Below are 23,625 nucleotides of genomic sequence, written 5' to 3' on the forward strand. Positions count from 1 at the left end.
CCGCGCAGGAGGAACCGATGACGATCACCCGCCCGGCCCCCGACCTCCGTCCCGCCCGCCCGGCGCGTCCAGCGGGATCCGTCGCGGCCCGGCTGCTGGAGCTCCTCGACTCCCGCCCGCCGGCGCACTCGCTGCCCGGCCCCTGCTACACCGACCCCGCGCTGCACGAGGCCGACCTGCGCCTGGTCTGGCAGCGGCAGTGGCTCTTCGTCGGCACGGTCGCCGAGGTGCCCGAGGCCGGCGACTTCCTCACCGTCGACATCGGCACCGCCTCCGTGGTGGTGCTGCGCGACGACGACGAGCAGGTGCGGGCGCTGCGCAACGTGTGCCGGCACCGCGGCTCGCGGCTTGTCACCGGCTCCCACGGCTGCGTGGGCAACATCGTGTGCGGCTACCACCACTGGACCTACGGCACCGACGGTCGGCTGCTGCACGCCCCGCAGCTGCCGCCGACCACCGACACCGGGGCGCTGGGCCTGCGTCCGGTGCACCTGCGCGAGGTGGCCGGCCTGCTCTTCGTGTGCCTGGCCGACGACCCGCCCGCCGACATCGAGCACGTCGCGCGCGTCGTGGCGCCGTACGTCGCCCCGCACCAGCTGGGCCGCACCAAGGTGGCCGCCCAGGTCGACCTCGTCGAGGACGGCAACTGGAAGCTCACCATGGAGAACAACCGCGAGTGCTACCACTGCGACGGCCACCCCGAGCTGCGCTGCACGTTCTTCCCGACCTGGGGGCTGAGCGACGACCAGGTCCCCGAGCGGATGCGCGCCGACCACGACCGCTACCTCGCTGCCCTGGCCGACCTCGAGCGGCGCAGCGACGAGCTCGGGCTGCCGCACGGCCTCGTCGAGGACCTCGTCGACCGGCCCCTGGGCTTCCGGGTCCAGCGCGAGCCGCTCGACGGCGCGGGGGAGTCGTTCAGCCCCGACGGCACGCGGCTGGTCCGCCGGCTGCTCGGCGACCTCCCCGAGGCGCGGCTGGGCCGCCTGGGGCTGCACACCCAGCCGAACGCCTGGTTCCACTTCCAGGCCGACCACGTGGTGACGTTCGCGGCGCTGCCGCTCGCGGTCGACCGCACGCTGGTGCGCACCACGTGGCTGGTGCACCAGGACGCCGTCGAGGGTGTGGACTACGAGGTCGACGAGCTCACCGCGACCTGGCGCGCGACCAACGAGCAGGACGCCGCGTTCGTCGCCGGCACCCAGTCCGGGGTCGCCGACCCGGGCTACCTGCCCGGTCCCTACTCCGAGGCGGAGGAGCAGGTCGAGGCGTTCGTGGCCTGGTACGACGCCCGTGTGCGCGAGGCGGTCGCGCGATGAGCGAGGTGCAGCCCGCCCCGCGGGCCCACGAGGTGCAGGTCGAGCCGCCCGGCCCGGCGCTGCGGGTGGTGCCAGACACGTGGCGGCCGGTGCGGCCGCTGGGCGAGGGGGTCCTGGCCGACCCGGACCAGGGGGAGGGCTTCGACACCGAGCTGGTGCTGCGGGCCCGGGTGCAGGAGACCCACGACGTGGTGTCGCTGGTCCTCGAGCCGGCCAGCCCGAGCGCCTTCGCGTTCCGCCCCGGCCAGTTCCTGACCCTCGGCGTCGACGTCGACGGCCAGCGGGTCGAGCGCTGCTACACGATCTCGTCGCCGCCGACCCGCCCGCACCTGCTCCGGGTCACCGTCAAGCGGGTCGAGGGCGGTGGGCTGTCGCCGTACCTGCACGACCGGCTCGCGGTCGGCGACCGGCTGCACGCGGCCGGGCCGCTCGGCGGGTTCACCGTCACCGAGCACCCCGCCGCCCGCTACCTGCTGCTCTCGGCCGGCAGCGGCATCACCCCGACGCTCGCGACCCTGCGCACGATGGCCGACCTGGCCGAGCTCGAGGACGGTGCGCTCGACGTCGTGGTGGTGCACAGCGCCCGCACTCCCGACGACCTGGTCGGACGCGACGAGCTCGAGCACCTGGCCGCCGCGCACGAGGGGCTGCGGGTGGTGTGGGTGTGCGAGGACGACCCGCCGGGCCGCCCGGGCGCCTGGACCGGCTGGCGGGGCCGCCTCGACGCCGAGATCCTGCTCGCGGCCGTGCCCGACGCGACCGGGCGCGAGGTGCTGACCTGCGGGCCGCCCGGCTACATGGCCGGTGTGCGGGCCGTGCTGGCCGAGGTCGGGGCCGACCCGGCGTGCTGCCACGAGGAGAGCTTCGTGCTGGGCGCCCCGGGTGCGCCCGCCGCGCACGAGGCCGCTCCGGCACGGGAGAGCGTGCCCGAGGTCGTGCCCGGGGCACGGGTGCGCTTCGGGCGCAGCGACCGCGAGATCGTGTGCCCGCCGGGCACCACGGTGCTGGCGGCCGCCCAGCAGGCCGGCGTACGCCTGCCGTCGTCGTGCTCGGCCGGCCTCTGCGGCACCTGCAAGTCGACCCTGCTCGCGGGCCGGGTCGACATGGTGCACCAGGGCGGCATCCGGCCCCGCGAGATCGCGCAGGACAAGTTCCTGCCCTGCTGCTCGACCCCCGACGGCGACATCGTCGTCGACGCCTGACCCCGCCGACCCCAGAGGGAGAGACCTGTGACCACCACCCTGACCGCCGACGCGGTCGTCGTCGGCTCGGGGGTGATCGGCTCGGCCGTCGCCCTCGAGCTCGCCCGCGCCGGACGCGACGTGCTCGTCGTCGACAAGGCGGGTGGTCCCGGGCACGGCTCGACCTGCGCCTCGAGCGCGGTCATCCGCTTCCTCTACTCGACCTACGACACGGTCGCGACGTCGTGGGAGGCCAAGTTCATGTGGGAGCAGTGGGCCGAGCACCTGGGGCTGCCCGGCCGCGAGCCGCTGACCGACCCGCCGGTGCTCTCGCGCTTCCACCGCACCGGGATGCTGCACCTCGACGTGCCGGCCGTGCCGTGGACCGAGGGGATGCGTCTGCTGGAGTCGGCCGGGGTGCCCTGCGAGCACCTGGGCCCCGACGAGCTCGCGGCGCGCTTCCCGCACCTCGACACCGGCGCCTACTGGCCCAACAAGCCGGTCGCCGACGACGCGTTCTGGGACGACGCCGAGGCCCGGCTCGGCGCGATCCACACCCCCGACGCCGGCTACATGGACGACCCGCGCCTGGCCGCCGACAACCTGGCGTACGCCGCTCGGCTGCACGGAGCACGCACGACCTACCGGGCGCAGGTGGTCGCGGCCGAGCGCCGCGGCTCGCTGTGGCACCTCGCGCTGGCCGACGGGCGGCGCGTCGAGGCGCCGGTCGTGGTCAACGCCGCCGGTCCCTGGTCGGGCGCGTTCAACCGGATGGCGGGGGTCGGGGCGGAGTTCACCGTCGGCGTCCGGCCGCTGCGCCAGGAGGTGCACCAGGTGGCCCAGCCGGTGGGCTACGGCACGGAGGAGGCACCCGGCCCGGGGGTCTTCGACATCGACCTCGGCACCTACATGCGCCCCGGCCCGCAGCAGGCGTGGGTGATCGGCGGCACCGAGCCCGAGTGCGACCCCTTCGACTGGATCGAGGACCCCGACGCCGTCGACGACCACGTCTCGCTGGCGCGCTACGAGTCGCAGGTGACCCGGGCCGCGCGCCGCCTGCCCGAGCTGCGGGTGCCCAACCGGCCCTCGGGGGTCGTCGGCGTCTACGACGTGGCCGACGACTGGACACCGATCTACGACCGCACCGACGCCGACGGCTTCTACGTCGCCATGGGCACCAGCGGCAACCAGTTCAAGAACGCTCCGGTCGCCGGCTGCTTCCTGGCCGCGATCATCGCGGCGGTCGAGGACGGCGGCGTCGACCACGACCGCGACCCGGTCGTCCACCGCGGCGCGCACACCGGGCTCGACATCGACCTGGCGGCGTTCTCCCGCATCCGGGCGGTGAACGCCGCCAGCACCCGCACCGTGCTCGGGTAGGCCTCGGGTAGTCGTTGCGCTCGGCGCGGTCAGAACGCGTGCGCCACCAGGTCGGCGAAGAGGTCGTGCTCGTCGACGTCGAGCCCGCGGGCACGGAACCAGGTGGCCATGTTGCGGCAGTCGCGCAGCAGGAAGTCCATCCCGTTGACGTTGCCGACCAGGTCGACCACCTGCGGGAGGTCGATGACCACCAGCCGCTCGCCGGCGGCCAGCACGTTGTACGGCGACAGGTCGCCGTGCACGATGCCCTCCTGCACCATCAGCGCCATCGCCTCGCGCACCTGCTCCCACCACGACGCCAGCAGCCGCGGCGACGGACGGGCCTGGGCCAGGCGGGGCGCGGTCTCGGGACCGTGCTCACCCTCGACGGTGATCCACTCCATCAACAGCTCGGTGCCGTCGACCTGCACGGGGTAGGGGACCGCGAGCCCGAGGGTCCACAGCCGGGTCAGCGCCAGCCACTCGGCGGAGGCCCACTGGCCGGCCGCCACCTGGCGGCCGTAGTCGGTCTTCTTGGCCATCGCCCGGGCGTCGCGGGTGTTCCGCACCCGGCGGCCCTCGGTGTAGGCGCCGGAGCGGTGGAACGAGCGGTGCTCCTCGCCGCGGTAGCGCTTGGCGACCAGCACCACCGACTGCCCGTCGGCGCCCGGCACGAAGGACGGGTCGGTGTCGGGCACGGCGCGCTCCAGCAGGAACGCGTCCGCCTCCTTGCCGGTCTTGAGGATCCCCAGCTCGGTGTCGACGGCGGCCTGGCTGGTCACGACCCAGGCGGGTCGGGGCTCGGGCCCGCGCGAGAGCGGCTCGACCTCGAGCCAGGTCGACCAGCGCTGGTCGTCGTCGAGGTCGTCGAGCGGGCGGAAGTCGAAGCCGAGCCGGTCGGCGCCGTGGAGGGGCTCAGGGGCGGTGCGGTCCTGCGGGTGCTGGGTCTGCTGGGTCTGCTGGGAGACGTCGTACGTCACGGTGGGTGCTCCATCGGGAGAAGAGGGGGTGGTCTGCGGGCAGGCCAGGGACAGTCGTCGACATGTCACGCTCCTCTCGATGTCGCACGGCTCGTACGCCGTGCTGCTCCGGTCCAGGGTGGAGGTCCGGGTCGGCGCGCCGCAACGGGTTTTCGCCTCCACCCCCGGCCAGGACCCCACGTCGCCGGTTCGTCGACCGGTTGACCAATGGGCGAGCGCGTTGATCAACCGATCGACGAACCGGGACGGCGGTCCCGGTGGCGGGCCCGCAGCGGCCGGCTCAGGCCGTCGGCGCCCCGCGCAGGCGCACCGACAGGCAGGTCACGCAGCCCTCGAGCTTCTCGTACTCGCTCATGTCGACGGCGACCACCCGCAGCCCGCGCTCCTCGAAGAGCGCCCTGGTGCGGGGGGCGCTGGTCGACATCAGCACCGTGGCCTCGTCGAGCAGCACCACGTGGGCGCCGGGCTCCTCGGGCACGGGCAGGTAGGACTCCCAGACCGAGGCGTCGTCGACGACCGGGTCCCAGCCCACGACGGTGCCGTCGGGCAGCGCGGTGACGGCCGACTTCAGGTGCAGCACCTTGGCCAGCGGTACGCCGACCACGCGCGCGCCCAGCGGGGCCAGCAGCGTCCGCAGCTGGTCGACGGCCCCGGGGGTGGTGCGCCCACCGAGCCCCACCCACACGGTGCCGTCGTGCTTGAGCACGTCTCCGCCGTCGAGGGTCTCGGGCGCCTCGATGCGGGCGATGCGGTAGCCGAGCCGGCGCAGTGCCTCCTCGGCCGCGGGCGTCTCGGGCTTGCGCTCGTCGGCGCCCGGGCGGGCGACGACGGCCAGGTCGTCGTAGACGACGACGGTGTCCTCGACGAAGACGGCGTCGGGGCACTCGTCGGCCGGGTCGACCTCGACGCTCTGCCAGCCGTGGTCGTGCAGCGCCTCGACGTACCCCTCCCACTGGCGCAGCGCCAGGTCGAGGTCGACGGGGGAGCGGTCGATGTGGGTCACGATGCCGTCGGCCAGGCGCGGGCCGGGGCGGCGGACCAGGGCGAGCTTCCTCATGGGTCCATCCTGCCCCTCGGCGCGGCTCAGCCGAGCAGCGGCGCGACGGCGCGCGCGACGAGGGAGGCGCGCCCGGTCAGCGACTCCTCGGCGTCGGCGAGGGTGGTCGCGCGCAGGCCGGCGTTGATGCCCAGCCAGCGCAGCGGCTCGGGCTCCCAGCGCGGCGAGCGGTGGCCCACCCAGGGCAGGCCGGTCAGGTCGGTGTCGTGGCCGAGCACGAGGTCGCGCAGGGTGCGCCCGGCCAGGTTGGTGGTGGCCACGCCGTCGCCGACGTACCCGCCCGCCCAGGCCAGTCCGCTGGCGCGGTCCAGCCCCACCGAGGCGCACCAGTCGCGGGGGATGCCCAGCGGGCCGCCCCAGGCGTGGGTGACCCGCACCCCGGCCCCGCGGCCCAGCACCGGGAACAACTCGTGCAGGGTCGCCAGCAGCCGGGCGTGCACGCGCGGGTCGCGGTCGTGGCCGGGGCGGACCGCCGAGCCGAGGTGGTAGGGCGCGCCGCGGCCGCCGAAGACCAGGCGGCCGTCGGCGGTGCGCTGGCCGTAGACGATGAGGTGGCGGTGGTCGGTGAACGTCTCGCGCCGGGCCAGGCCGATCTCGTCCCAGACCGCGTCGGGCAGCGGCTCGGTGGCGATCACCAGGGAGTAGACGGGCACGACGTCGCGCTCGTGCCCGGGCAGGCGCGGCGTGTAGCCCTCGGTGGCCCGCACGACCACGTCGGCGCGCACGACACCGTGCGGGGTCGTGCAGCCACCCGGCGCGATCGCGGTGACCGGGGTCCGCTCGAGCACCCGCACGCCGCGGCGCTCCACCGCCCGGGCCAGGCCGCGCACCAGCCGCGCCGGGTGCAGCGCCGCGCAGTCGGGCGTGTACGTCGCGCCGACGGTGCCGTCGGCCCGCACGACCTCCTCGGCACCGGCCCGGTCGAGCAGGCGCAGGTCGTCCTCGTCGCGACCCCAGGCACGGGCGTGCGCGACCTCGGCCCGGGCACGGGCCAGCTGGGCGGGGCCGCGGGCCAGGGTGATGGTGCCGCCCTTGGCGAGCTGGGCCTCGATGCCCTCCCCGGCCGCGGCCCGGGCGACCTCGTCGATGCTCGCCCGCATCGCGGCGTGCTGGGCCAGCGCCCCCTCGCGCCCGTGCGGTTGCCCGTCGGCGCGAGGCAGCGCTGCCAACATGCCGGGGGAGGCGGGGAAGAGCGCCGAGCACCAGCCGCCGTTGCGTCCCGACGCGCCGTACCCGGCCACCTCGGCCTCGAGCACCGCGATCCGCAGCGCCGGGTCGGCCTCGGCGAGGTAGTGTGCCGTCCACAGGCCGGTCAGGCCGGCGCCCACGACGGCCACGTCGACGTCGAGGTCGCCGTCCAGCGCGGCGCGCGGGGCCCAGTCGTCGTCGGCCGTGGCGTGCCACAGCGACAGCGACCCGTAGTCCTCGGCCGGGGAGGCGGGCGCGCTCAGCGCACACCCCACGAGTAGGTCTGCTTGCGCAGCTGGAGGTACATGAAGGTCTCGGTCGCCACGACGCCCTCGATGGTGCGGATCCGCTGCGAGATCAGCTCGAGCAGGCCCTCGTCGCTCTCGGCGACCACCTCGGCGAGCAGGTCGTAGGAGCCGGCGGTGATCACGACGTAGTCGACCTCGGCGATCTCGGCCAGCGCGTCGGCGACCGGCTCGAGGGGGCCGCTGACCCGGACCCCCACCATCGCCTGGCGGGCGAAGCCGAGCTCGAGCGGGTCGGTGACCGCCACGACCTGCATCACCCCGCCCTCGACGAGGCGCTGCACCCGCTGGCGCACGGCGGCCTCCGAGAGGCCCACGACCTTGCCGATGGCGGCGTACGAGCGACGTCCGTCCTGCTGGAGCTGCTCGATGATGGCCTTGGAGACGTCGTCGAGGGGCGTGGCGGGGCGCTCGCTGCGGGGGCTCATGGGAGGAACCTACCGGTCTGGTCGTCCCTGCCGGAAAGGTTCTCTGCGGATCGAGATCCGATGGATTTCGTTGCGATCATGTTTCTGATCGACGGAATCGCTTGTCGTCATGGTGTCGAAGTGGCACGATCCGACCCATCGGACGACAGGAGGGTCATGTCAGGAGAACGAGGACCTGGACGCCCGCCGGTCACGCGCCGGGGGCTGCTGCGCGGCGGGGGCGTGCTGGCGTTCGCCGGGCTCAGCGCCGCCGCCCTCAAGCTGCCGCTCTTCGAGGTCGCCGGCGCCCGGCAGGACCCCGCCGCCTGCGCCGCCGCCGACGTGTCCGAGGCCGAGCGCCGGCTGGTCATCTCGAACTGGCCGCAGTACATCGACCCGCGGCGCAAGGAGGAGGGCACCTTCCAGACCTTCCAGCGCCGCACCGGCATCGAGGTCGCCTACACCGACGACGTCAACGACAACGCCGAGTTCTACGCCAAGGTGCGCAACCAGCTCGGCAGCTGCCAGCCCATCGACCGCGACCTGGTGATGCTCACCGACTGGATGGCCGCCCGGATGATCGGGCTGGGCTGGGTCCAGCCCCTCGATCCCGACCGGGTCCCCAACCTGCACGCCAACCTCATCGACCCGCTGCGCGAGCGGCAGTGGGACCCCGACCTGACCTACCACGCGCCGTGGCAGACCGGCCTGACCGGCATCGCCTACAACGCCGCCAAGACCGGGGAGGTCGGCAGCTTCGAGGAGCTGTTGACCCGCTCCGACCTCAAGGGCCGCGTCACCCTGCTCACCGAGATGCGCGACACGATGTCGTTCCTGCTCGCCGTCACCGGCGCCGACCCCCGCGACTTCACCGACGACCAGTGGGGCGTGGCCATCGACCGGCTGCGCGAGGTGGTGGCCAGCGGCCAGGTGCGCGCCTTCACCGGCAACGACTACACCCAGGACCTCGCCGCCGGGAACATCTACGCCTGCGAGGCGTGGTCGGGCGACGTCATCCAGCTGCAGTTCGAGAACCCCGACATCAAGTTCGTCACGCCGGAGGAGGGGCTGGTGCTGTGGAGCGACAACATGCTGGTGCCCAACCTGGCCACCCACACCGCCAACGCCGAGCAGTGGATCGACTACTACTACGAGCCCGAGGTCGCCGCCAGGCTCGCCGCCTGGGTCAACTACATCTGCCCGGTCAGGGGTGCCCGCGAGGCCATGGAGCAGGTCGACCCGTCGCTGGTCGACAACGAGCTGATCTTCCCCAGCGACGAGGCGCTCGCGGCCACCTTCGACTTCATGCCGCTCGACGACCGCCAGACGACGCAGTACGAAGGAGAGTTCGCCGATGTCACAGGTGGCTGACCAGACCAGCGCCGGCCCGGGCGGGCCCCGCGACGGCGACCACGCGTCGTACGAGGGGCTGCGGCTGCGCGCGGTGACCAAGGAGTTCGCGACCTTCACCGCGGTGCGCGAGCTCGACCTCGACGTGCCGCGCGGCTCGTTCTTCGCGCTGCTGGGCCCCTCGGGCTGCGGCAAGACCACGACGCTGCGGATGGTGGCCGGGCTCGAGACGCCGACCTCCGGCTCGATCACGCTGGCCGGCGCCGACATCACCCACGCCAAGCCCTACCGGCGCCCGGTCAACACCGTCTTCCAGAGCTACGCGCTCTTCCCCCACCTCGACATCTACGAGAACGTCGCCTTCGGGCTGCGCCGGCGCCGCACCAAGGACGTCGACACCCAGGTGCGCGACATGCTCGACCTCGTCGAGCTCGGCAGCCAGGCCCGCAAGAAGCCGGTGCAGCTCTCCGGCGGCCAGCAGCAGCGCGTCGCGCTGGCCCGGGCGCTGATCAACAAGCCCGAGGTGCTGCTGCTCGACGAGCCGCTGGGCGCGCTCGACCTCAAGCTGCGCCGCGGGATGCAGATCGAGCTCAAGCGCATCCAGACCGAGGTGGGCCTGACCTTCGTGCACGTCACCCACGACCAGGAGGAGGCCATGACGATGGCCGACACGGTCGCGGTGATGAACGCGGGCGTCATCGAGCAGATGGGTGCTCCCGCGCAGCTCTACGAGAACCCGCGCTCGACCTTCGTGGCCAACTTCCTGGGCCAGTCCAACCTCATCGAGGGCAGCGTCGTACGCCGCGACGCCGACCTGACCACCGTCGACATGCACGGCATCGCGGTGTCGGTCCCGACCGCGCGCACCCACACCGACGGCGAGCGCGGCTGGATCGGGATCCGGCCCGAGAAGGTGCTGGTCGGCGAGCCGGGGGAGAGCCTCGACGCGCCCGGCAACACCATCCCCGGCGGGGTGGTCACCGACGTCAGCTTCGTCGGGGTCTCCACGCAGTACCTGGTGCGGATGCCCTGGGGCCAGGAGCTGCAGGTCTTCTCCCAGAACACCGGTCGCAGCCGGCTCTTCGCCACCGGCGAGCAGGTCGAGCTCTCGTGGCGCCCCGAGTACGCCTTCCTCCTCGACTTCTCGCAGGACGCCAGCGCCGGCGCCCAGCGGGGGAGCGTCTGATGGTCAGCGCGGCCCCGGTGACCGCGCCCTCGGCGGCGACGCCGCCGGAGCCCTCGCCGGCAGCACCCCGGGACGCCACGACCGGGCGGCGGCGGGGCCTGACCGGCTACCTGCTCCTGCTGCCCGCGCTGGCCTGGCTGGCGCTGTTCTTCGTGGTGCCGTTCTACTCGCTGCTCGCGACCAGCCTCTACGACCCGGCGGGCTCGGACTTCCGCGGCTACGAGATGACCTACCACGTCAGCAACTACGTCGACGCGCTGCGCGAGTACTGGCAGCCGTTCGTGCGCTCGCTGGCCTACGGCGCCGTCGCGACGCTGATCTGCCTGGTGCTCGGCTACGTGCTGGCCTACGCCATCGCGTTCAAGGCCGGGCGCTGGAAGAACCTGATGCTGGTGCTGGTCATCGCCCCGTTCTTCACCAGCTTCCTGCTGCGCACCCTGTCGTGGAAGCTGATCCTGGCCGACGACGGCTTCGTCGTCGACGCGCTGCAGACGGTGCACCTGCTCGGCGACGACGGCCGGCTGCTGGCCACGCCGGTGGCGGTGGTGGCGGGGCTTACCTACAACTTCCTGCCGTTCATGGTGCTGCCGCTCTTCGCCAGCATCGACAAGATCGACCCGCGGCTGATCGAGGCCTCCTCCGACCTCTACGCCCACCCGTTCGTCGGGTTCTTCAAGGTCACCTGGCCGCTGTCGCTGCCCGGGGTCGTCTCCGGCACGCTGCTCACCTTCATCCCCGCGGTGGGCGACTACATCAACGCCCAGCTGCTGGGCAGCCCCAACCAGCGGATGATCGGCTCGGTCATCCAGAGCCAGTTCACCGACGCCAACGACTACCCCTCGGCCGCGGCGCTGTCGATGCTGCTGATGGTGATCATCGTGGTGATGGTCCTCTTCTACGTACGCCGCGCGGGCACGGAGGAGCTGCTGTGACCGCGCGCTGGATCCGCGAGCGGATCGTGCTGGTGCTCGGGCTGCTGGTGCTCGTCTACACCTTCGTGCCGATCGCGGTGGTGGTCCTGATGAGCTTCAACGCCCCCGCGAGCCGCAACGTCTACCGCTTCGACGCCTTCACCCTCGACAACTGGGCCAACCCGTGTGCCGCCGAGGGGATGTGCTCGGCGCTGGGCCGCTCGATCCAGATCGGGCTGCTGGCCACGCTGGTGGCCACGGTGCTGGGCACGCTGGCGGGCTTCGCGCTGGTGCGCCACGACTTCGCCGGCCGCTCGGCCTCCAACCTGCTGATCTTCCTGCCGATGGCCGCCCCCGAGATCGTGCTCGGCTCCTCGCTGCTGGCGCTCTTCGTCGCCTCGGGCTTCGCCGGCCAGCTCGGCTTCTGGACCATCCTGATCGCCCACATCATGTTCTGCCTGTCCTTCGTGGTGGTCACCATCCGCTCCCGGCTGGCCGGGATGGACGACACCCTCGAGCAGGCCGCGATGGACCTCTACGCGACACCCGTGCAGACCTTCCGCCGGGTCACCTTCCCGCTGGTCTTCCCCGGCATCCTGGGTGCGGCGCTGCTGAGCTTCTCGCTGTCCTTCGACGACTTCATCATCACCAACCTCAACGCCGGCACCACCACGACGTTCCCGATGTACGTGTGGGGCGCCGCCCAGCGCGGGGTGCCGATGCAGGTGAACGTGGTCGGCACGTTGATGTTCGTGGTCTCGGTGGCGATCGTGGTCAGCGTGGAGATGAACAACCGCCGGCGCGTCAGGGCGCTGGTGTGACGGCAGCGGTCTCGCCGGGTCTGGTCGAGCGTGCCCTGGCCGACGCCGCGCCACGCACCTACTGGCTCGACGACCCCGACCGGCCCGCGCCGCTGTCGCCCCTGGCCGGTCGTGCCCGCGCCGACCTGGTCGTCGTGGGCGGCGGCTACACCGGGCTGTGGACCGCCCTGCTGGCCCGCGCCCGCCACCCCTCGGCCTCGGTGGTGCTGCTCGAGGCGGGGGAGTGCGGGGTCCAGGGGAGCGGGCGCAACGGCGGGTTCGCCGCCGCCAGCCTGACCCACGGCTTCGGCAACGGCCTCGAGCGCTGGCCCGAGGAGCTCGACCGGCTCGACCGGCTCGGGGCCGAGAACCTGCGCGAGATCGGGGCCAGCATCGCCGCGCTCGGCATCGACTGCGACTGGCGCGAGGTGGGCGAGCTGACGGTCGCCACCCGGGCCCACCACGTCACCGAGCTGCAGGAGCTGGCCGCCGCGCTGGTCGAGCACGGTGGCGAGGCGAGCTGGCTGGACGCCGCCGAGGCACAGGCGCAGGTCGCGTCACCGACGTACCTCGGGGCGCTGAGCGAGCCCACCGGCCTGGCGCTCGTCGAGCCCGCCCGGCTGGCGTGGGGGCTGCGGCGGGCGTGCCTGGAGGCCGGCGTGGTCGTGCACGAGTCGACCAGGGTGGTCGGCCTGGAGCGCTCCGGGGTCGGCGTCGAGCTGTCGACCCTGGGGCCGCAGGGAGCGGGGCGGGTGCGCGCGGGCCGGGTCGCGCTGGCCACCAACGCCTTCCCGCCGCTGCTGCGCCGGCTGCGGTTGATGACCGTGCCGGTCTACGACCACGTGCTGATGACCGAGCCGCTCACCCCCGCCCAGCTGGCCTCCATCGGGTGGTCGGGGCGCCAGGGCGTCGGCGACGCGGCCAACCAGTTCCACTACTACCGGCTGACCCGCGACGACCGCATCCTGTGGGGCGGCTACGACGCCGTCTACCACTGGGGCAGCCGCATCGACGCCTCGCTCGAGCAGCGCGAGCAGACGCACCGGCTGCTGGCCGAGCACTTCCTCGAGACGTTCCCGCAGCTGGCCGGCATCCGGTTCACGCACCGCTGGGGCGGGGTCATCGACACCTGCACCCGCTTCTCGGCCTTCTTCGGCACCGCGGTCTCGGGTCGGGTCGGCTACGCGCTGGGCTACACCGGGCTCGGGGTGGGTGCCTCCCGGTTCGGCGCCCAGGTGGTGCTCGACCTCCTCGACGGCGCCGACACCGAGCGGACCCGGCTGCGGATGGTGCGCGAGCGCCCCCTGCCCTTCCCGCCCGAGCCGCTGCGCTCGGTCGGCATCAACCTGACCCGCTGGTCGCTCGACCGCGCCGACCGCCGCGGCGGCCGGCGCAACCTGTGGCTGCGCGGCCTCGACGCCGCCGGCCTCGGCTTCGACTCCTGACCCGGCCCAAACTTCCCCCCGACCCGGCCCGAACTTCCCCGCGACCCGGCCCGAACTTCCCCGCGACCCGGCCCGGATGTCCCGCGCCGCTCCTCGTTGTCCACAGGTCGGGGCCGGGGTGCTGGCGCGGAGCCCGCGGCAGGCGCAGCCTGTGGGGCATGGCGCAGATCATCGACCTCGGGCACTCGTTGCCGCTGGACCGTCCCTTCACCACCGCTGAGGCCTACGACCACGGGCTCGGCGATCGCCAGCTGCGACGAATGGTCGAGCACGGGTGGCTGCGCCGACCCGCGCACGGCGTGTACGTCGTCGGCGCGCTCGAGGACAGCCTCGAGCTGAGGTGCGCGGTGCTGAGGCTGGTGGTCCCCGACGATGCGTTCCTCTGCGACCACACCGCGGCCTGGCTGCACGCGGGCGAGCGTGCCTTGGCGCCCAACGACCACCTCGCCACCCCCGAGCTCGCCTGCTTCCGGCGGGCCGGGCGCCTGAAGCGGTCGACCGTGCGCAGCGGCGAACGCGCCGTGCGCGACAGCGACCTGGTCGAGGTCCACGGCCTGGTCGTCACCACGCCGCTGCGCACCGCGCTCGACCTCGGGCGGCTGCCGCGCTCCAACGACGTGCGGCTGCACGGCATGGACACGATGCTCTCGCTCGGTGACTTCGAGCACGGCGAGCTGCTGGCCGGCGTCAACCGCTTCGCCGGCCAGCGCGGCGTCGTGGCGCTCCGGGCGCTGGTCCGGATGGCCGACGGCGGGTCCGAGTCGTTCGGCGAGTCGGCGCTGCGGCTGCGGTGGCACGAGGCAGGGCTGCCGCGCCCGGTCACGCAGCTCGAGGTGGCGCGCGACGACGGGGCGGCGTACCGCATCGACATGGGGCTGGCCGAGGAGAGGACCGGCGCCGAGTACGACGGCGAGGACTTCCACTCCTCGCCCGAGCAGCGTGAGCACGACCTGGGCCGGCGCAGCTGGTTGCACCAGGCGTCGTGGACGATCGAGGTCTTCCGGCGTCGCTGCGTCTTCGGCCCGGAGCAGGACGTCCAGCGTCGCCTGCGGGCGCTGCACGAGAGCATCACCAGCAACCGGCGCCGGCACTACCTGTGAAGTCCGGGCCGGCTCGGCGCGAAGTCCGGGCCGGGTCAGTGGTGCTGGGGGAAGCCGAGGTCGATGCCGGGGCGCGGCAGGTCGGGGGTGGGCCAGCGTGAGGTGACGACCTTGCCGCGGGTGAAGAAGTGCACGCCCTCGGTGCCGTGCGCGTGGGAGTCGCCGAAGAGCGAGCTCTTCCAGCCGCCGAAGGAGTAGTAGGCCATCGGCACCGGGATCGGCACGTTGACGCCGACCATCCCGACCTCCACCTCGTGCTGGAAGCGGCGGGCGGCGCCGCCGTCGTGGGTGAAGATCGCGGTGCCGTTGCCGTAGGGGTTGGCGTTGACCAGCTCGAGCGCCGCGTCGTACGTCGGCACCCGCAGCACCGACAGCACCGGCCCGAAGATCTCGTCGGTGTAGACCGTCATCGTGGTCTCCACGTGGTCGAGCAGCGTCGGGCCGAGCCAGAAGCCGCCCTGGTCGCCGTCGGGGTGGACCTCGCGGCCGTCGACCACCACCGTCGCGCCCTCGCTCGCGCCGGCGTCGACGTAGGAGGCCACCTTGTCGCGGTGGGTGGCGCTCACCAGGGGGCCCATGTCGCTGCCCCGCCGGCCGTCGCCGGTGACCAGCCCGGCCATCCGCTCGGCGATGAGCGGCACCAGCCGGTCGGCCACCGGGTCGACGCACACCAGGGCCGAGATCGCCATGCAGCGCTCGCCGGCGGAGCCGAAGCCCGCCGAGACCGCCGCGTCGGCGGCGGCCTCGAGGTCGGCGTCGGGCAGCACCACCATGTGGTTCTTCGCGCCGCCGAGCGCCTGCACGCGCTTGCCGTGCGCGGTCGCGGTCTCGTAGACGTAGCGGGCCACGGGCGTCGAGCCCACGAAGGAGACCGCCTTCACGTCGTCGTGGGTCAGCAGCGCGTCGACGGCGACCTTGTCGCCCTGCACGACGCTGAGGACCCCGTCGGGCAGGCCCGCCTCTGCCCAGATCTCGGCCAGCAGCAGCGATGTCGACGGGTCCTTCTCCGACGGCTTGAGCACCACCGCGTTGCCGCACGCGATGGCCACCGGCACGAACCACAGCGGCACCATGGCAGGGAGTTGAACGGCGAGATGACCGCCACCACCCCGAGCGCCTGGCGCATCGAGTGCACGTCGACCCCGCCGGAGACGCCCTCGCTGAAGCCGCCCTTGAGCAGGTGGGGCGCCCCGCAGGCGAACTCCGCGACCTCGAGCCCGCGCTGCACCTCGCCGAGCGCGTCGTCGAGGACCTTGCCGTGCTCGGCGGTGATGACTGCGGCCACCTCCTCGCGCCGGCGGTGCAGCCCCTCGCGGAACGCGAACAGGACCGACGTACGACGCGACAGCGAGGCCTGCGCCCACTCGCGGCCCGCGACCACGGCGGCGGCGACGACCTCGTCGACCTCGGCCCCCGAGGCCAGGGCGACCCGGCCGGTGGTGGCGCCGGTCGCCGGGTCGTGCACGTCGGCGTACCGCTCGGGCTCGGGACCCAGCCCCGGCCATCGTGCTCCGGCGTGCCAGTGCGGGACGAGGGTGCTCACAGGACTCCTGGGGGGAGGTTCGGGCCGGCTCGACGCGAAGTCTGGGCCGGGTCGGCGGGAGATCTGGGCCGGGTCGGCGGGGCGGGTCAGACGAGGGTGCCGGCCTTGTCGAGGACCACGCGCAGCACCTGCTCCATCTCGTCGAAGTGCGACTGGTCGCAGATCAGCGGGGGAGCGAGCTGGACGACCGGGTCGCCGCGGTCGTCGGCGCGGCAGTAGAGGCCCTCGGCGAAGAGCTGCTTGGAGACGAAGCCGTAGAGCAGGCGCTCGCACTCCTCGTGGGTGAAGGACTCCTTGGTGGCCTTGTCCTTGACCAGCTCGATGCCGTAGAAGAAGCCGTCGCCGCGCACGTCGCCGACGATGGGCAGGTCCTTGAGGCGCTCGAGGGTGGAGCGGAAGGCGCCCTCGTTGTCGCGCACGTGCTCGAGGACCTGCTCCTCCTCGAAGATCTGCAGGTTCCTCAGGCCCACCGCGGTGGAGACCGGGTGGCCGCCGAAGGTGTAGCCGTGGGCGAAGGAGGCGGAGCCGTGCAGGAACGGCTCCATCAGCCGGTCGGAGGCGATCATGGCGCCCAGCGGCGAGTAGCCGGAGGTCAGGCCCTTGGCGCAGGTGATCATGTCGGGCTGGTAGCCGTAGCGCTCGGCGCCGAACATGTGGCCGAGCCGGCCGAAGGCGCAGATCACCTCGTCGGAGACCAGCAGCACGTCGTGCTCGTCGCAGATCTCGCGGACCCGCTGGAAGTAGCCCGGGGGCGGCGGGAAGCAGCCGCCGGCGTTCTGCACCGGCTCGAGGAAGACCGCGGCGACCGTGTCGGCGCCCTCGTTCTCGATGGCGATGCCGATCTGGTCGGCGGCCCACCGGCCGAAGGCCTCGGGGTCGCTGCCGTCGAGGAAGCCGCCGGTCATCTCGTCGGCGCGGTAGGCGTTGGTGTTGGGCACCCGGAAGGTCGAGGGCACCAGCGGCTCGAACTGCGCCTTGAGCCCCGGCAGGCCGGTGATCGACAGGGCGCCCTGCGTGGTGCCGTGGTAGGCGATGGCCCTGCTGATCACCTTGTGCTTCATCGGCTTGCCGGTGAGCTTGAAGTAGTTCTTGGCCAGCTTCCAGGCGGTCTCGACCGCCTCGCCGCCGCCGCTGGTGAAGAAGACGCGGTTGAGGTCGCCGGGGGCCTTCTCGGCGATCGTGGCGGCGAGCTCGATGGCGCTCGGGTGCGCGTAGGACCACAACGGGTGGAAGGCCAGCTCGGAGGCCTGCTTGGCGGCCGTCTCGGCGAGGTCGGTGCGCCCGTGGCCGAGCTGGCTGACGAAGAGCCCCGCCAGCCCGTCGAGGTAGCGCCGGCCCTTGGCGTCCCAGATGTAGGCGCCCTCGCCCCGGACGATGATCGGGACGTCGGACTCGTCGTACTGCCCGTGGCGGGTGAAGTGCATCCACAGGTGGTCCTTGGCGGCCTGCTGCAGGTGGTCGTAGTCCATGGGCCCATGGTGCGCTGACGATCCGCCATTCTGCAAGTGAATCGGTGGCGTTGCTGCACGATCGACACGAAATCAGTCGTCAAGCATCGTCAACACCGCGCTGATCGGGATACAGTCCGAGCATGGCGGACACCACCTTCCAGAACGTGATCAACGGCCGGCTCGTCGACAGCGCGTCGGGGGCGACGTACGACGTCATCGACCCCACGACCGGCGAGGTCTACGCGCAGGCCCCCGCCTCGGGGCAGGAGGACGTCGACCGCGCGTACGCCGCCGCCGACGCCGCCTTCGAGGGGTGGGGCTGGGGCAGCACCCCGCAGGACCGGGCCCGGGCGCTGCTGCGCATCGCCGACTCGATCGAGGAGCGGGTCGAGGAGGTCAACGCGGTCGAGTGCCGCGACACCGGCAAGCCCCTGGGCCTGACGATGGCCGAGGAGATGCCCTACGCCAGCGACCACTTCCGCTTCTTCGCGGGGGCGGCGCGGGTGCTCGAGGGCCGCTCGGCCGGCGAGTACATGGCCGAGCACACCTCGTGGGTGCGGCGCGAGCCGATCGGGGTCGTGGGCCAGGTGACGCCCTGGAACTACCCGCTGCTGATGATGATCTGGAAGATCGCCCCGGCCCTGGCCGCCGGCAACACCGTCGTGCTCAAGCCCAGCGACACCACCCCGGCCTCGTCGACCCTGCTCGCCGAGATCTGCCAGGAGCACCTGCCGCCCGGCGTGCTCAACGTCGTCTGCGGCGACCGCGACACCGGCCGCGCGCTGGTGGCGCACCCGACCCCGCAGATGGTGGCGATCACCGGCTCGGTGCGCGCCGGCATGGAGGTCGCGGGCACCGCGGCCACCGACCTGAAGAGGGTGCACCTCGAGCTGGGCGGCAAGGCGCCGGTCATCGTCTTCGACGACGCCGACATCGCCCAGGCGGCCGAGGGGATCGCCGGCGCGGGGCTCTTCAACGCCGGCCAGGACTGCACCGCCGCGACGCGCGTGCTGGTCGCCCCCGGCATCCACGACGAGTTCGTCGCCGCGCTCGCCGAGGCGGCCCAGGGCATGCCCACCGGGATGCCCGACGTCGAGGGCGTCTACTACGGCCCGCTCAACAACGCCGACCAGCTGGCCCACGTCAGCGGCATGGTCGAGCGGCTGCCCGACCACGCCCGTATCGACACCGGCGGCACCCGCCAGGGCAGCCGCGGCTACTTCTACGAGCCCACCGTCGTCTCCGGGCTGCGCCAGGACGACGAGCAGGTGCAGACCGAGATCTTCGGCCCGGTGATGACGGTGCAGAGGTTCAGCGACGAGGCCGAGGCGCTGCGCTGGGCCAACGGCGTGCAGTACGGCCTGGCCTCCAGCGTCTGGACCGCCGACCACGCCCGCGCCATGCGCGTCTCGCGCCGCCTCGACTTCGGCGCGGTGTGGATCAACACCCACATCCCCTTCGTCTCCGAGATGCCGCACGGCGGGTTCAAGCACTCCGGCTACGGCAAGGACCTGTCGATGTACGGCCTGGAGGACTACACCCGCATCAAGCACGTGATGTCCTACATCGGCCAGGGCGAGTGAGCCGGCCGATGCGGATCCTGCTGGTCGGGGCCGGCGGCGTCGGCTCGGCCTTCTGCGCGATCGCCGCGCGCCGCGACTTCTTCGAGACCGTCGTGGTCAGCGACTACTCCCTCGAGCGCGCCGAGCGGGCCGCCGCGACCGACGAGCGGTACGCCGCCGCGCAGCTCGACGCCTCCTCCGCGCAGGCCGTCGCCGCGCTGTGCCGCGAGCACGCGATCACCCACGTGATGAACGCCGTCGACCCGGTCTTCGACATGCCGGTCTTCGAGGGGGCGTTCGCGGCGGGAGCCGACTACCTCGACATGGCGATGTCGCTCTCGCGGCCGCACCCGGAGGCGCCGTACGAGAAGACGGGGGTGAAGCTGGGCGACGAGCAGTTCGCGGTGGCCGGCGACTGGGAGGCCGCGGGCCGCCTGGCGCTGGTCGGCATCGGGGTCGAGCCGGGGCTCTCCGACGTCTTCGCCAGGTACGCCGCCGATCACCTGTTCAGCGAGATCGACGAGCTCGGCACCCGTGACGGCGCCAACCTGGTGGTCACCGACGAGCAGGGCAACGAGGTCTTCGCGCCGTCCTTCTCGATGTGGACCACGATCGAGGAGTGCCTCAACCCGCCGGTGGTGTGGCAGGACGGTGCCTGGCACACCACGGCGCCCTTCAGCGAGCCCGAGGTCTTCGACTTCCCCGAGGGCATCGGCCCGGTCGAGTGCGTCAACGTCGAGCACGAGGAGGTGCTGCTGATGCCGCGCTGGGTCGACTGCCGGCGCGCGACCTTCAAGTACGGCCTCGGCGAGGAGATGATCGGCATCCTCAAGGTGCTGCACCAGCTCGGCCTGGACTCCACCGAGAAGGTCTCGGTCAAGGGCGTCGAGGTCAGCCCTCGCGACGTGGTCGCCGCCGTGCTGCCCGACCCCGCGAGCATCGGGCCGCGGATGACCGGCAAGACCTGCGCCGGGCTGTGGGTGACCGGGCGCGGCACCGACGGCGAGCCGCGCTCGACGTACCTCTACCACGTGGTCGACAACGAGTGGACGATGCGCGAGTACGGCCACCAGTGCGTGGTCTGGCAGACCGCCGTCAACCCCGTGGTCGCCCTCGAGCTGCTGGCCACCGGGGTGTGGTCGGGCGCGGGTGTCCTGGGCCCGGAGGCCTTCGACGCGGTGCCGTTCCTCGACCTGCTGGTCGCCTACGGCAGCCCCTGGGGGATCAGGGAGATGTGAGCGCGGGCTGCCGCTCGCCCTGGCGTGGCAGCGGGGCGCGGTCGGTGCGCCCGGCGCGCAGGAACCGGCCGGTGCGCTCGCGCTGCAGCACGTCGGTGGGCGCGCCCTCGCGGAAGACCACCCGGCCGCCCACCATCACCAGCGGGACGGTCGCGTCGTTGCGGTTGACCATCCGCGAGAGGCCGTCGTACTGCTCGACGGGCGCCTCGGCGTAGTCCTCGAGCGAGTCGTCGAGGCGCGCGGGGTCGAGCACCAGCAGGTCGGCCCGGTCGCCCACGCGCAGGTGGCCGGCGTCGATGTCGTACCAGTCGGCCAGCTCGCCGGTCAGGCGGTGCACGGCCTGCTCGGGGGTCAGGAACGGGTGCCCGGCCCGGTCGGCGTCACGCACGTGCTTGAGCAGCCGCAGCCCGAAGTTGTAGAAGGACATGTTGCGCAGGTGGGCGCCGGCGTCGGAGAAGCCCATCTGCACCCCCGGCGACTGCGCCATCCTGCGCAGCACCTTCGGGCGGTGGTTGGAGATCGTGGTGCGCCAGCGGATGGCGGTGCCGTGCTCGAGCACCAGGTCGAGGAAGGCGTCGACGGGGTGCACGCCGCCGCGCTCGACGCCGACCTGGCCGAAGGACCTCCCCACGACCGAGGGGTCGGGGCAGGCCACGATCTCGGCGTCGAAGAAGTCGCGGTGCCAGACCCGCGGGCCGTACCTGGAGTCGTAGTCCTTGCGGAAGCGGCGCCGGTAGTCCTCGTCGCGCAGCAGCTCGTTGCGCGCGACCTCCTCGGCCAGGTGCAGGGCCGCGGCGCCGGAGCCGAGCTCCTCGAAGATCACCAGGTCGATGCCGTCGGCGTAGACCTCGAAGGGCACCGGGAGATGCTGCCAGCGGAAGTCGGCGCCGGCGCGGTTGACCGCCCCCGACAGCCCCCGCATCAGGTGGATGATGAAGGGGATCGCCTTGATGTCGGCGGCCGAGAGCAGGCTGGTCTTGAGCGGCGCGCGGCCGCCGCTGCCGCGGCCCCAGCCGATCGAGTGCAGCGCCTGCACCAGGATCGTGTGCGGGTGCGAGGCGTCGGGACCGGCCTGCAGGGCGCGGCCGCGGCGGCGCAGGATCTCGCGCAGGCCGCGCATCTCACGGCCCTTCGCGTACGTCGACGGCAGCGTGCGCGAGCGGCAGGTGTCGCCGTCGAGCTTGTCGAAGAGCAGCTGCTGGGCCGACATCCCGACGAAGCCGGCGTCGAGAGCCTCCTCGAGCATCCGCTCCATCCGGCCTTGCTCGAGGCGGGTGGGGCGTACCTCGGGCCGCGTGGCCCGGTCGAGGCCCATGGTGGCGGTGCGGATGTCGGAGTGACCGAGGAAGGCGGCGAGGTTGGGCCCCAGTGGGCGGGCCTCGAGCGCGGCGACGTACTCCTCGGCGCTCGACCAGTCCTTGGCCGCGCCGACCGAGCGGATCACGTGGCGGCGCGGGATCGCCTCCACCCGCCCGAAGAGGTCGCCGGCGTCGACCGGGTCGACGTGCACGGTGGAGAGCGAGCACGAGCCGACCAGGATCGTGGTCACCCCGTGGCGCAGCGACTCGGGCAGGTGGGGGTCGTCGAGCACCTCGACGTCGTAGTGCGTGTGGATGTCGACCATGCCCGGCAGCACCCAGTGGCCGGCGGCGTCGACGACCTCGGGGCAGCCGGTCTCGTCGAGCGGCTCCTCGCTGACCTCGACCACCACGCCGTCGCGGATGCCGAGGTGGCGCACCGCGGAGGGGGCGCCGGTGCCGTCGAACCAGCGGCCGCCGCGGACGATGGCGTCGTACATCGGGAAGCGCGTCATGTCTGAATGGTCGGTGCCGCGTCGCCGCTCGTCAACGGCTGTCTGGTCTCCTAGGGTGTCCCCATGAACAGCACACCGTCCGCCGGAGGCCCCTCGCTGCCGCAGGTCCGCCGCCTGGTGACCGAGATCCCCGGACCTCTTTCCGTCAAGCACCTCGAGCGCAAGAAGTCCTTCGTCGCCGACGGCGTCGGCACCGCGCTCCCGGTCTTCGTGGCCGCGGCCGGCGGGGGAGTGCTCGTCGACGTCGACGGCAACTCGCTGATCGACCTCGGCTCGGGCATCGCAGTCACCTCGGTCGGCAACGCCGCGCCCGCCGTCGTGCGCAACGTGCACGCGCAGGTCGACGCCTTCACCCACACCTGCTTCATGGTCACCCCCTACGAGGGGTACGTCGACGTCTGCGAGGCGCTGGCGCGGCTGACGCCCGGCGAGCACGACAAGAAGTCGGCGCTGTTCAACTCCGGCGCCGAGGCGGTCGAGAACGCCGTCAAGATCGCCCGGGTCGCCACCGGCAAGGACGCGGTGGTGGTCTTCGACCACGCCTACCACGGCCGCACCAACCTCACGATGGCGATGACGGCCAAGAACATGCCCTACAAGCACGGCTTCGGGCCGTTCGCCGGCGAGGTCTACCGGGCGCCGATCTCCTACCCGCTGCGCGACGGGCTCTCCGGGCCCGAGGCCGCGACCCGAGCCATCGACGTCATCGACAAGCAGGTCGGCGCGACCAACCTCGCCTGCGTGGTCATCGAGCCGGTGCTGGGCGAGGGCGGCTTCGTCGTGCCCGCCCCCGGCTTCCTGCCCGCGCTGCGCGAGTGGTGCACCGCCAACGACGTGCTGCTGGTCGCCGACGAGATCCAGACCGGCTTCTGCCGCACCGGCACCTGGTTCGCCTGCGACGACGAGGGCGTCGTGCCCGACCTGGTCACCAGCGCCAAGGGCATGGCCGGCGGGCTGCCGCTCGCGGCCGTGACCGGGCGCGCGGAGCTGATGGACGCCGTGCACGCCGGTGGGCTGGGCGGCACCTACGGCGGCAACCCGGTCGCCTGCGCGGCCGCGCTCGGCGCGATCGAGGAGATGGAGCGTGGCGACCTGGCCGCCCGGGCCCGCGAGATCGAGGCGCTCGTAGGCCGCCGGCTCGAGGCGCTGGCCGCCGAGCACCCGGTCGTGGCCGAGGTCCGCGGGCGCGGGGCGATGATGGCGATCGAGCTCTGCGAGCCGGGCACCACCACGCCCGACGCCGCCCGCGCCGCGGCAGCGTCGGCGTACTGCCACGCGCACGGGGTGGTCACCCTGACCTGCGGCACCTGGGGCAACGTCTTCCGGTTCCTGCCGCCGCTCACGATCTCCGACGAGCTGCTCGAGGAGGCCTTCGACGTGGTGGCCGAGGCGTTCGCCGCGACCGCCTGAGAGGCTGCGAGACTGGGCCG

Annotated in this window: 18 protein-coding genes and 1 pseudogene; 12 read left to right on the forward strand and 7 right to left on the reverse strand. The window is 73.0% G+C overall.

The annotated features are described in order from the left end of the window. Window positions 1-17 precede the first annotated feature (17 nt). From ABKW28_RS06010 to ABKW28_RS06020, 3 genes are read left to right on the forward strand one after another with little or no spacing between them, the layout of a single operon-like run. Window positions 18-1,319, forward strand: coding sequence for an aromatic ring-hydroxylating dioxygenase subunit alpha (locus ABKW28_RS06010; RefSeq protein ID WP_348607239.1), 1,302 nt, complete (start codon window positions 18-20; stop codon window positions 1,317-1,319). Further along, window positions 1,316-2,521: a hybrid-cluster NAD(P)-dependent oxidoreductase gene (locus ABKW28_RS06015; RefSeq protein WP_348607242.1), complete on the forward strand. Its 1,206-nt coding sequence runs from the start codon at window positions 1,316-1,318 to the stop codon at window positions 2,519-2,521. The genes ABKW28_RS06010 and ABKW28_RS06015 overlap by 4 nt, the downstream gene beginning before the upstream one ends. Window positions 2,522-2,548: 27 nt before the next feature. Then, a complete protein-coding gene (locus ABKW28_RS06020) occupies window positions 2,549-3,880 on the forward strand; it encodes an FAD-dependent oxidoreductase (protein ID WP_348607245.1) in 1,332 nt (443 codons plus the stop codon). 29 nt (window positions 3,881-3,909) lie between these two features. Here ABKW28_RS06020 and ABKW28_RS06025 read toward each other — a convergent pair whose 3' ends face one another. The 4 genes from ABKW28_RS06025 to ABKW28_RS06040 all read right to left on the reverse strand — a co-directional run bounded on the left by ABKW28_RS06025 (window position 3,910) and on the right by ABKW28_RS06040 (window position 7,817). Beyond that, the gene (locus ABKW28_RS06025; protein WP_348607252.1) at window positions 3,910-4,839 is read right to left on the reverse strand and encodes an RIO1 family regulatory kinase/ATPase; all 930 of its coding nucleotides are present in this window, start codon (window positions 4,837-4,839) and stop codon (window positions 3,910-3,912) included. A gap of 280 nt (window positions 4,840-5,119) precedes the next feature. Continuing rightward, the gene (gene ddaH, locus ABKW28_RS06030) at window positions 5,120-5,896 is read right to left on the reverse strand and encodes a dimethylargininase (RefSeq protein WP_348607255.1); all 777 of its coding nucleotides are present in this window, start codon (window positions 5,894-5,896) and stop codon (window positions 5,120-5,122) included. Between the two features lie 26 nt (window positions 5,897-5,922). Further along, the gene (locus ABKW28_RS06035) at window positions 5,923-7,359 is read right to left on the reverse strand and encodes an FAD-dependent oxidoreductase (RefSeq protein ID WP_348607258.1); all 1,437 of its coding nucleotides are present in this window, start codon (window positions 7,357-7,359) and stop codon (window positions 5,923-5,925) included. Further along, window positions 7,344-7,817 carry an Lrp/AsnC family transcriptional regulator gene (locus ABKW28_RS06040; protein WP_193667982.1) on the reverse strand — a complete coding sequence of 158 codons (474 nt, stop codon included), beginning with the start codon at window positions 7,815-7,817 and terminating at the stop codon, window positions 7,344-7,346. Before ABKW28_RS06040 ends, ABKW28_RS06035 begins: the two co-directional genes overlap by 16 nt. Before the next feature lie 156 nt (window positions 7,818-7,973). Here ABKW28_RS06040 and ABKW28_RS06045 point away from each other — a divergent pair, with 156 nt between their 5' ends. From ABKW28_RS06045 to ABKW28_RS06070, 6 genes are all read left to right on the forward strand, one after another. Further along, window positions 7,974-9,167: a spermidine/putrescine ABC transporter substrate-binding protein gene (locus tag ABKW28_RS06045; protein WP_193667983.1), complete on the forward strand. Its 1,194-nt coding sequence runs from the start codon at window positions 7,974-7,976 to the stop codon at window positions 9,165-9,167. After that, on the forward strand, window positions 9,151-10,332 hold the full coding sequence (locus tag ABKW28_RS06050; protein WP_348607261.1) for an ABC transporter ATP-binding protein: 1,182 nt from the start codon (window positions 9,151-9,153) through the stop codon (window positions 10,330-10,332). Before ABKW28_RS06045 ends, ABKW28_RS06050 begins: the two co-directional genes overlap by 17 nt. Further along, entirely contained in the window at window positions 10,332-11,264 is a 933-nt protein-coding gene (locus tag ABKW28_RS06055; protein ID WP_348607264.1) for an ABC transporter permease, read from the forward strand. The genes ABKW28_RS06050 and ABKW28_RS06055 overlap by 1 nt, the downstream gene beginning before the upstream one ends. After that, window positions 11,261-12,064, forward strand: coding sequence for an ABC transporter permease (locus tag ABKW28_RS06060; RefSeq protein ID WP_348607267.1), 804 nt, complete (start codon window positions 11,261-11,263; stop codon window positions 12,062-12,064). Before ABKW28_RS06055 ends, ABKW28_RS06060 begins: the two co-directional genes overlap by 4 nt. Continuing rightward, window positions 12,061-13,488, forward strand: coding sequence for an FAD-dependent oxidoreductase (locus ABKW28_RS06065; RefSeq protein ID WP_348607270.1), 1,428 nt, complete (start codon window positions 12,061-12,063; stop codon window positions 13,486-13,488). Before ABKW28_RS06060 ends, ABKW28_RS06065 begins: the two co-directional genes overlap by 4 nt. Before the next feature lie 158 nt (window positions 13,489-13,646). After that, on the forward strand, window positions 13,647-14,588 hold the full coding sequence (locus tag ABKW28_RS06070) for a type IV toxin-antitoxin system AbiEi family antitoxin domain-containing protein (RefSeq protein WP_341231395.1): 942 nt from the start codon (window positions 13,647-13,649) through the stop codon (window positions 14,586-14,588). Window positions 14,589-14,623: 35 nt separating this feature from the next. On the opposite strand, the pseudogene ABKW28_RS06075 reads toward ABKW28_RS06070, so the two are convergent. Both ABKW28_RS06075 and ABKW28_RS06080 read right to left on the reverse strand, forming a co-directional pair. Continuing rightward, window positions 14,624-16,083 (reverse strand): annotated as a pseudogene (locus ABKW28_RS06075) (CoA-acylating methylmalonate-semialdehyde dehydrogenase). Window positions 16,084-16,217: 134 nt separating this feature from the next. Next, window positions 16,218-17,600 carry an aspartate aminotransferase family protein gene (locus ABKW28_RS06080; RefSeq protein ID WP_341231397.1) on the reverse strand — a complete coding sequence of 461 codons (1,383 nt, stop codon included), beginning with the start codon at window positions 17,598-17,600 and terminating at the stop codon, window positions 16,218-16,220. A 122-nt stretch (window positions 17,601-17,722) separates the two neighbouring features. Between ABKW28_RS06080 and ABKW28_RS06085 the strand changes: the two genes are divergently transcribed. Together ABKW28_RS06085 and ABKW28_RS06090 are read left to right on the forward strand one after the other, a co-directional pair. Continuing rightward, window positions 17,723-19,165: a gamma-aminobutyraldehyde dehydrogenase gene (locus ABKW28_RS06085; RefSeq protein ID WP_193667988.1), complete on the forward strand. Its 1,443-nt coding sequence runs from the start codon at window positions 17,723-17,725 to the stop codon at window positions 19,163-19,165. An 8-nt stretch (window positions 19,166-19,173) separates the two neighbouring features. Beyond that, the gene (locus ABKW28_RS06090) at window positions 19,174-20,382 is read left to right on the forward strand and encodes a saccharopine dehydrogenase C-terminal domain-containing protein (protein ID WP_348607273.1); all 1,209 of its coding nucleotides are present in this window, start codon (window positions 19,174-19,176) and stop codon (window positions 20,380-20,382) included. On the opposite strand, the gene ABKW28_RS06095 is transcribed toward ABKW28_RS06090, so the two are convergent. Then, a complete protein-coding gene (locus ABKW28_RS06095) occupies window positions 20,369-22,195 on the reverse strand; it encodes an amidohydrolase family protein (RefSeq protein WP_348607276.1) in 1,827 nt (608 codons plus the stop codon). The two genes, ABKW28_RS06090 and ABKW28_RS06095, sit on opposite strands and share 14 nt — an antisense overlap. Window positions 22,196-22,258: 63 nt before the next feature. Here ABKW28_RS06095 and gabT point away from each other — a divergent pair, with 63 nt between their 5' ends. After that, complete coding sequence (gabT, locus tag ABKW28_RS06100; RefSeq protein ID WP_348607279.1) at window positions 22,259-23,605, forward strand: 4-aminobutyrate--2-oxoglutarate transaminase; 1,347 nt, start codon at window positions 22,259-22,261, stop codon at window positions 23,603-23,605. Window positions 23,606-23,625: the final 20 nt, after the last annotated feature.

Origin of the sequence: Nocardioides sp. 31GB23 (genome assembly GCF_040012395.1) — a bacterium.
Lineage (GTDB): Bacteria > Actinomycetota > Actinomycetes > Propionibacteriales > Nocardioidaceae > Nocardioides > Nocardioides salarius.

Coding starts and splice junctions, on each gene's coding strand:
- ddaH (WP_348607255.1), bottom strand. CDS start 5,896: ATGAGGAAGCTCGCCCTGGTCCGCCGCCCCGGCCCGCGCCTGGCCGAC.
- ABKW28_RS06080 (WP_341231397.1), bottom strand. CDS start 17,600: ATGGACTACGACCACCTGCAGCAGGCCGCCAAGGACCACCTGTGGATG.
- ABKW28_RS06010 (WP_348607239.1), top strand. CDS start 18: ATGACGATCACCCGCCCGGCCCCCGACCTCCGTCCCGCCCGCCCGGCG.
- ABKW28_RS06090 (WP_348607273.1), top strand. CDS start 19,174: ATGCGGATCCTGCTGGTCGGGGCCGGCGGCGTCGGCTCGGCCTTCTGC.
- ABKW28_RS06070 (WP_341231395.1), top strand. CDS start 13,647: ATGGCGCAGATCATCGACCTCGGGCACTCGTTGCCGCTGGACCGTCCC.
- ABKW28_RS06040 (WP_193667982.1), bottom strand. CDS start 7,817: ATGAGCCCCCGCAGCGAGCGCCCCGCCACGCCCCTCGACGACGTCTCC.
- ABKW28_RS06095 (WP_348607276.1), bottom strand. CDS start 22,195: ATGACGCGCTTCCCGATGTACGACGCCATCGTCCGCGGCGGCCGCTGG.
- ABKW28_RS06055 (WP_348607264.1), top strand. CDS start 10,332: ATGGTCAGCGCGGCCCCGGTGACCGCGCCCTCGGCGGCGACGCCGCCG.
- ABKW28_RS06050 (WP_348607261.1), top strand. CDS start 9,151: ATGTCACAGGTGGCTGACCAGACCAGCGCCGGCCCGGGCGGGCCCCGC.
- ABKW28_RS06015 (WP_348607242.1), top strand. CDS start 1,316: ATGAGCGAGGTGCAGCCCGCCCCGCGGGCCCACGAGGTGCAGGTCGAG.
- ABKW28_RS06045 (WP_193667983.1), top strand. CDS start 7,974: ATGTCAGGAGAACGAGGACCTGGACGCCCGCCGGTCACGCGCCGGGGG.
- ABKW28_RS06085 (WP_193667988.1), top strand. CDS start 17,723: ATGGCGGACACCACCTTCCAGAACGTGATCAACGGCCGGCTCGTCGAC.
- gabT (WP_348607279.1), top strand. CDS start 22,259: ATGAACAGCACACCGTCCGCCGGAGGCCCCTCGCTGCCGCAGGTCCGC.